General features: G+C 35.1%; 8 protein-coding genes. All 8 read left to right on the top strand.

Going from position 1 to position 6,455, the window contains the following annotated elements:
• Positions 1-289 precede the first annotated feature (289 nt).
• The 8 genes from CD29_RS11430 to CD29_RS11395 all read left to right on the top strand — a co-directional run bounded on the left by CD29_RS11430 (position 290) and on the right by CD29_RS11395 (position 6,366).
• Entirely contained in the window at positions 290-817 is a 528-nt protein-coding gene (locus tag CD29_RS11430; protein ID WP_036186786.1) for a DoxX family protein, read from the top strand.
• Between the two features lie 595 nt (positions 818-1,412).
• Positions 1,413-2,669, top strand: a complete 1,257-nt coding sequence (gene ltrA, locus CD29_RS11425; protein WP_036186784.1) for a group II intron reverse transcriptase/maturase — start codon at positions 1,413-1,415, stop codon at positions 2,667-2,669.
• A gap of 308 nt (positions 2,670-2,977) precedes the next feature.
• Positions 2,978-3,505 carry a DoxX family protein gene (locus tag CD29_RS11420; protein WP_036186781.1) on the top strand — a complete coding sequence of 176 codons (528 nt, stop codon included), beginning with the start codon at positions 2,978-2,980 and terminating at the stop codon, positions 3,503-3,505.
• 192 nt (positions 3,506-3,697) lie between these two features.
• Positions 3,698-3,904, top strand: a complete 207-nt coding sequence (locus tag CD29_RS11415; protein WP_036186778.1) for a hypothetical protein — start codon at positions 3,698-3,700, stop codon at positions 3,902-3,904.
• Between the two features lie 7 nt (positions 3,905-3,911).
• Positions 3,912-4,289, top strand: coding sequence for a hypothetical protein (locus CD29_RS11410; RefSeq protein ID WP_036186774.1), 378 nt, complete (start codon positions 3,912-3,914; stop codon positions 4,287-4,289).
• A gap of 12 nt (positions 4,290-4,301) precedes the next feature.
• On the top strand, positions 4,302-5,213 hold the full coding sequence (locus CD29_RS11405; RefSeq protein ID WP_036186772.1) for a stage III sporulation protein AE: 912 nt from the start codon (positions 4,302-4,304) through the stop codon (positions 5,211-5,213).
• Between the two features lie 206 nt (positions 5,214-5,419).
• Positions 5,420-5,824 (top strand): hypothetical protein, encoded by a 405-nt coding sequence (locus CD29_RS11400; RefSeq protein WP_036186769.1) that lies wholly within the window; start codon positions 5,420-5,422, stop codon positions 5,822-5,824.
• Positions 5,821-6,366 (top strand): SpoIIIAH-like family protein, encoded by a 546-nt coding sequence (locus CD29_RS11395; RefSeq protein WP_036186766.1) that lies wholly within the window; start codon positions 5,821-5,823, stop codon positions 6,364-6,366. The genes CD29_RS11400 and CD29_RS11395 overlap by 4 nt, the downstream gene beginning before the upstream one ends.
• The last annotated feature ends 89 nt before the right edge of the window (positions 6,367-6,455 follow it).

Genomic DNA, 6,455 nt, shown 5'->3' with positions numbered 1-6,455 from the left:
AAGGTCTTCAAAATGAAAGCATTTCGAAGACCTTTTGTCGACAATCTGACCAGAAGAAATTCATTTCTTCTGGTTTTTTGTATTTTAAACAGGTATTATGCTCGCAAAAGGATGTTTACTTAGCACTTGAGAATTTACTTTGTTCGAAAAATTAAAGGTCAAAAGTAATAAATTCATTATACTGTCAAAAAGATTTTGCTAAATTATGAACTGTAATATAACAGGTGTAATTCTGTTGTATAACATGTTATTCTTTCCTTACAAACATAAACAACAAGGAGAGATTCAAATGATTAACAAATGGTGGAGAAACAATAATATAGCAGCAGCAATAATGACGCTGTTACGTATCTATTTAGGATATAATTTCATGATTGCAGGATGGGGTAAGATAACAGGCGGACAATTTGATGCAAGTGGTTTCTTAAACAATGCAGTTAGGAATCCGGTAAAGGGTCCAGATGGATCTAGTGTATTTAGTTTATATAACTCATTTTTAGAAAATGTTGCGTTACCTAATGTCGAAGTATTCAACATTATAGTTCCTTGGGGAGAATTTTTAGTTGGTATAGGGTTAATTCTAGGGTGTCTTACATCTGCAGCAGCATTCTTTGGTGTGATTATGAACTTCTCGTTCCTAATGGCAGGGGCGATCTCTCATAACCCAACAGATATTTTAATCGGGTTACTAATCCTATTTGCTGGTACTAATGCAGGTAAGTTTGGTTTAGATTACTTTGTACTTCCATACTTAAGAAAAACGTTATTCGAAGAAGAAGTAAATGATAAGAATGTTAAACCTAGTGTAGTACAATAAAATAACATTTGAATTGAATCAAATTCACATCGATTTACAAATAAAACCAGGAGAAAATCTATTTCTTCTGGTTTTTTGGTGTGCCGGGCATGTCCGTTAACTAGGTGATGAAAGTTCACTGTGGGCGCTGGGATATGTGAACCACTAGCCAATTGCAAGGGTGTCCGTGGTGACACGGAATCTGAAGGAAGCAGGAGGCAAAACCTTGGTCCGAGGTACACGAATCACATTCGAGGTTGTTCTGTCTGGACGAGATTGCCAAACAAATCAAAGTCCTAAATATCCCCGGAAGGCAGAGCAATAAATGTGGCGGATATATGAGGTGAAAGTGAACGGACTTACCCCGGGAGGTCTGATGAATACCTGACAACAGAACCTATCTAGCGATAGATAGCTGAATCATCAGAAGTCAGCAGAAGCCATAGTACCACTAGTGGGAAGGGCTGAACGAAAGGAGTGAACATGACTAGGTGTATTACATGACAGTAATGATACAGCCAATCGAAAGACTCTCTGTTACCCTTCAACGCGGAACGCTAAAGGAGTAACAGGGAGAGTAGAACTGTTCATGTGCATCCCTAACTCATGAGAACATATGAAATCAAATGGACTTATTTATTTAGTAACAAACCGAGATAATCTGAATGAAGCTTTTAAGCGGGTACGTAGAAACAAAGGAGCTGCCGGAGTCGATGAGAAAGATATAGAGGCAACACGCCAACACTTAAAAGAAAACAGTCAGCAACTTATTGAACAAATACAAAGTGGACGTTATACACCACAACCAGTTAGAAGGGTAGAAATCCCAAAGGGAAATGGTGAAACGAGGAAACTAGGAATCCCTACGGTCACCGACCGTGTTATCCAACAGGCGTTGGTTCAAATCTTAACACCAATTATTGATCCAATCTTCAGTAAACACAGTTACGGTTTCCGTCCGAACAAAAGTGCACATCAAGCAATAGCACAAGCACAATCCTATATAGATGAAGGCTATCAATATGTAGTTGACATGGACTTAGAAAAATTCTTTGACAGAGTGCAACATGATAAACTGATGTCTTTGGTAGCGAATTATATAAAAGATAAACCAACACTCAAATTAATCCGAAAATTTCTGAACGCTGGAATCATGGACAACGGCATTGTTATCTCTAGTAATGAAGGTTCACCCCAAGGTGGACCTTTGAGTCCACTATTAAGTAACATTATTCTCCATGAACTCGACAAAGAACTTGAAAAAAGAGGACACCGTTTCGTTCGTTACGCAGATGATTGCAATATCTATGTTAAAAGCTTAAAAGCAGGCGAGCGGGTTAAAGACGGTATGACCACATTTATCGAAAAGAAATTGAAATTGAAGGTAAATGAAGATAAGTCAGCAGTGGGAAAGCCGAACGCACGGATATTCTTAGGAGTGAGTTTCTACCGAAGGAAACAAACGAGAATATACGTGCCAAGGAAAAGTAAGAAGAAATTTGAAGAAAAGATTCAACTATTAACGAATCGTAATTGGAGTATAAGGATGGAGGACCGCATCCGAAAATTAAATTATTTAATTCAAGGATGGGGAAACTATTTTAAAATTGGTGATATTAAAAGTTACGCTAGAAGAATAGACCAACACATACGCCGGAGACTACGAGCTTGTAGATGGAAAGAATGGAAGAAAATCGGTACGAAGTACCGGAATCTGATAAAACTAGGTACCAAACCAAATGACGCCTACAAAATGGCAAACACTCGTAAAGGATACTGGCGTTCCTCAAATAACCCCATTTTAGATAGAGCCCTCAATAATAAATATTGGGCGAAGCACAATCTAAAAAGCCTCGCCTCAGTCATTGGATAATCATAAAACTTTTGAACCGCCGTATACGGAACCGTACGTACGGTGGTGTGAGAGGACGACTAGTCAATTAATGACTAGTCTCCTACTCGATTACTTTAAACGGTATTCTTGTGCCGAATCGTATTTTAATAGTACTTAAGAATTTAACTATGAAAGAAAATTGGAAGGACAAAAGTAACAATTTCATGATACTGTCACAAAGATTTTGCTAAATTATGAACTGTACTAGTGATACATTTTAAACTGTTGTATAACATGTTATTCTATAACCATATTAAACAAGTCTTATTTGACAAGGAGAGATTCAAATGATTAACAAATGGTGGAGAAATAATAATATCGCAGCAGCAATAATGACGCTGTTACGTATCTATTTAGGATATAATTTCATGATTGCAGGATGGGGTAAGATAACAGGCGGACAATTTGATGCAAGTGGTTTCTTAAACAATGCAATTCAGAATCCGGTAAAGGGTCCAGATGGATCTAGTGTATTTAGTTTATATAACTCATTTTTAGAAAATGTTGCGTTACCTAATGTCGAAGTATTCAACATTATAGTTCCTTGGGGAGAATTTTTAGTTGGTATAGGGTTAATTCTAGGGTGTCTTACATCTGCAGCAGCATTCTTTGGTGTGATTATGAACTTCTCGTTCCTAATGGCAGGGGCGATCTCTCATAACCCAACAGATATTTTAATCGGTTTACTTATCTTATTTGCTGGTGCTAATGCTGGTAAATTTGGTTTAGATTACTTTGTACTTCCTTTCTTAAGAAAAATGCGACACAAAAATGAATTTAAAGAAACTAATGTTAAACCAAGTGTTGCACAATAAATAACTATGAAATGACTCAAATTTAATCAAATTTGAGTCATTTTTTATTTGGTAATGTAAATATAATGTGTTTTGATGAAGGAATTTTAAATGCGTTCCATTTTAAAATTATGGTTGTCCTATTTTTATTAAAGGAGCTGGTCTAATTAATGATACAAGCTCATATACTGCGTTACACAAGGAGGCGTCGTTATGGAGTTACAGGACGTTTTGCGAGTTGCTGGGGTAGGGTTAGTAATTGCTTTACTTCATGTCTTCTTTGAGCAAATCGGCAAAAAGGAATTTTCATTCTTCTTATATTTTATAGCGTATTTGTATATAACAGCAGAACTAATACGATTTTTGCGGCTTTTCTTTGGGGATATATTAATATTCTTCCAATGGCTGAATCTAAATTAGGTAGCATATGATATTTATTTTTTATGCCGTAATCTTAATGTTAATTTTAATACTAATCAAAGATTCATTCCAAAAACTACACACTTTAATAGCAATCATATTTTTCTTCATACTACTACATTTCCTCTTGTCGATGCTTGTAATTCCATTTTTAGAAAAACTCCTTTCTTATGTACACTCGGTACCATATGTTGCTCAACTTGTGTATTCAGCTCTGTTCTATCAGCTTGGTTCATTAATCCATACAATTTTTGAAGAACAAGAATATGAATCAATTGGAGAACTGGTCATGATTGCTGTAAGAATTGTTTTGTTAACTTATTGGTTAACCGAATTTGCAACTGTTTTATCAAAGTTTTCTTCAATATTAGAAAAGCTTCAATAAGGGGCTTGAGCAATGAATGAAATACTAAATATTTTTTTGGATCCACTGAAAATCGCGGGTCAATCTATCTTGTTAATCATCACGTATACAGTTATTTTCTTAAGCATTGAAGCCTATGTTCCAAAGTTTAAAAAGTGGAGTGATACGTTATTTATCATCGTCCTCGTCTTAACTTTAGGACAAACAGTAATGGATGCATTTTCATTAATGGCTCAATTAGCAGGTATATTCTCAAATTTCTTTCTAGCACTCTACCCAATTATCATGTCACTACTAGTCATACTAAATTCTGTATTTTCTTTTATCGCCTGGAGTCCAATTATATTCTTTATATTTGAACTTCTCATATTACTATGTGAGAGAATTTTGATTCCTGCAGTAACCATTGCTCTTATCTTTGATTTTTGTACAAGGTTTATTGGTGAAATGTCATTTGGAAAAGCCTCAGATTTGATAAGAGGATCAGTGATGACAATTATTACTGCAACTGTGATTGCTATTATGACGATTCTTTCATTCACTGGAGTGGCATTTTTTACGATTGACAAAGCAATTGCAGATCCAGTTAAAAAAGTGATTGAGCAAACCATACCTATTGTAGGATCTTTAATCGTCCAAGGTTTTTCTATCTTTAATAAATACCAATCTACTGCTACAACAGTAGCGGGTCTAAGTGCAATGACCGCATTTTGGGTAGCTGCCTTTTACCCTGCAGGTAAACTTCTAATTCATGCTATGACTTTTAAATTATTAGCTGCGATTATAGAACCGTTTTCAAGTAGCACAGTAAGTGGATTGGTAGATGATGTTGGAAAGTCATTATTGGTTTTATGTGCAGTTGCCTTTCTGTTAGGGATTGCATTTGTCTTCATTTGGCTCATATTAATGGTTATGACTCAACTAGGGGTGGGTAAAACGTTTTGATAAAACTAGTTGTGATAATTTTAGTTGGAAAATGTTTACTCTTAATGGCTGAAGAGTCAGATCTCATTATTTATATTAAACTTGCAACCTTAATTATTTTTTTAACAACTTTGTTAGATTTCCTAAATCTATAAAGCATAGACTAGCATCACCCGTCATACAATGTGTTGAAACGTTACAGAAAGGAGGCCGCAAGGGGACGTGAAGTGGAAAAGAAATGGACAAAGACAAATTTAATACTGATTCCAATAGCTCTAGTTGCGTTCATTGCGTACATTTCTTTAACGTTTAATGATCCAAACAGTGAGCACAGTGATACAACCACTCTGGAGGGAAAATTAGAGCAAACGTTAAAGCAAATTCAAGGCGTTGGACAAGTCAAAGTGTATTTGCATTTTGATGATAACGTATCAGAAGGAAGTAGTTTACTAGATGACTATTTTACTTCAGGTAAAAGTGAAAAAAAAGTATCCGGAATGCTCATTGTATCGGAAGGGGCGAAAAACCCGTCCATTAAAAACCAACTATTGGAAACCATTAGTCGAGTAATGCAATTGCCTACTCACAGAATCATGATTGTACCTATGGAGAGAAAAGGAGATGTAGAATGAAAGTAAAAAGACGAACAGTATGGCTACTAACTTTATTTAGCTTAGCGGCTGTCATTTCAGTTTACTATGTTTTTGAAGGAAATCGTGATGTGAACTTATCAACTGTATTTACAGATGATCCGCTTGAACAAACAACATTAACAGGTGTAGATCAATTAACTAACACCTCTACATCAACAGAAAGTTATCTATTTGATGATTTAAGAATTCAAGTTAGTACAGAGCGTAGTCAATTACGTACTCAATTAACTAATAAAATGGCATCGAACGAATTTACAACTGAAGAAAAAAATGAAGCTTTCAATCAAATGAATCAACTCATTAAACAAGAATCTTCTGAAGCGATGCTTGAAATGATCATTAAGTCACTTGGTTACTCAGATGCATTTGTAAGAGTTGAACCTGATAAAGTACAAGTCCAAGTATTATCCAATGAACTATCTACTAAACAAGCAAATGATATAGTATTTAAAGTAAGACAAGAAGTTGAAGATATGGGCATTACGAATGTTACAGTAGGATTTGAATCAAGCTATTATTGATTTATCAATTCATATAAAATAGAAAAAAACAGTGCAATTTTGTCTATGGCAAAAGCACTGTTTTTCTTTTGTTTTTATTAAATAGTAAA

It is taken from the genome of Ureibacillus manganicus DSM 26584, assembly GCF_000772945.1.
GTDB classification, from domain to species: domain Bacteria; phylum Bacillota; class Bacilli; order Bacillales_A; family Planococcaceae; genus Ureibacillus; species Ureibacillus manganicus.
This window is presented reverse-complemented; position numbering and strand designations above follow the sequence as displayed.

Bases quoted from the DNA above. Each gene is read 5' to 3' on its own strand.
- CD29_RS11430 (WP_036186786.1), top strand. From the start codon at position 290: ATGATTAACAAATGGTGGAGAAACAATAATATAGCAGCAGCAATAATG.
- ltrA (WP_036186784.1), top strand. From the start codon at position 1,413: ATGAAATCAAATGGACTTATTTATTTAGTAACAAACCGAGATAATCTG.
- CD29_RS11420 (WP_036186781.1), top strand. From the start codon at position 2,978: ATGATTAACAAATGGTGGAGAAATAATAATATCGCAGCAGCAATAATG.
- CD29_RS11415 (WP_036186778.1), top strand. From the start codon at position 3,698: ATGGAGTTACAGGACGTTTTGCGAGTTGCTGGGGTAGGGTTAGTAATT.
- CD29_RS11410 (WP_036186774.1), top strand. From the start codon at position 3,912: ATGATATTTATTTTTTATGCCGTAATCTTAATGTTAATTTTAATACTA.
- CD29_RS11405 (WP_036186772.1), top strand. From the start codon at position 4,302: ATGAATGAAATACTAAATATTTTTTTGGATCCACTGAAAATCGCGGGT.
- CD29_RS11395 (WP_036186766.1), top strand. From the start codon at position 5,821: ATGAAAGTAAAAAGACGAACAGTATGGCTACTAACTTTATTTAGCTTA.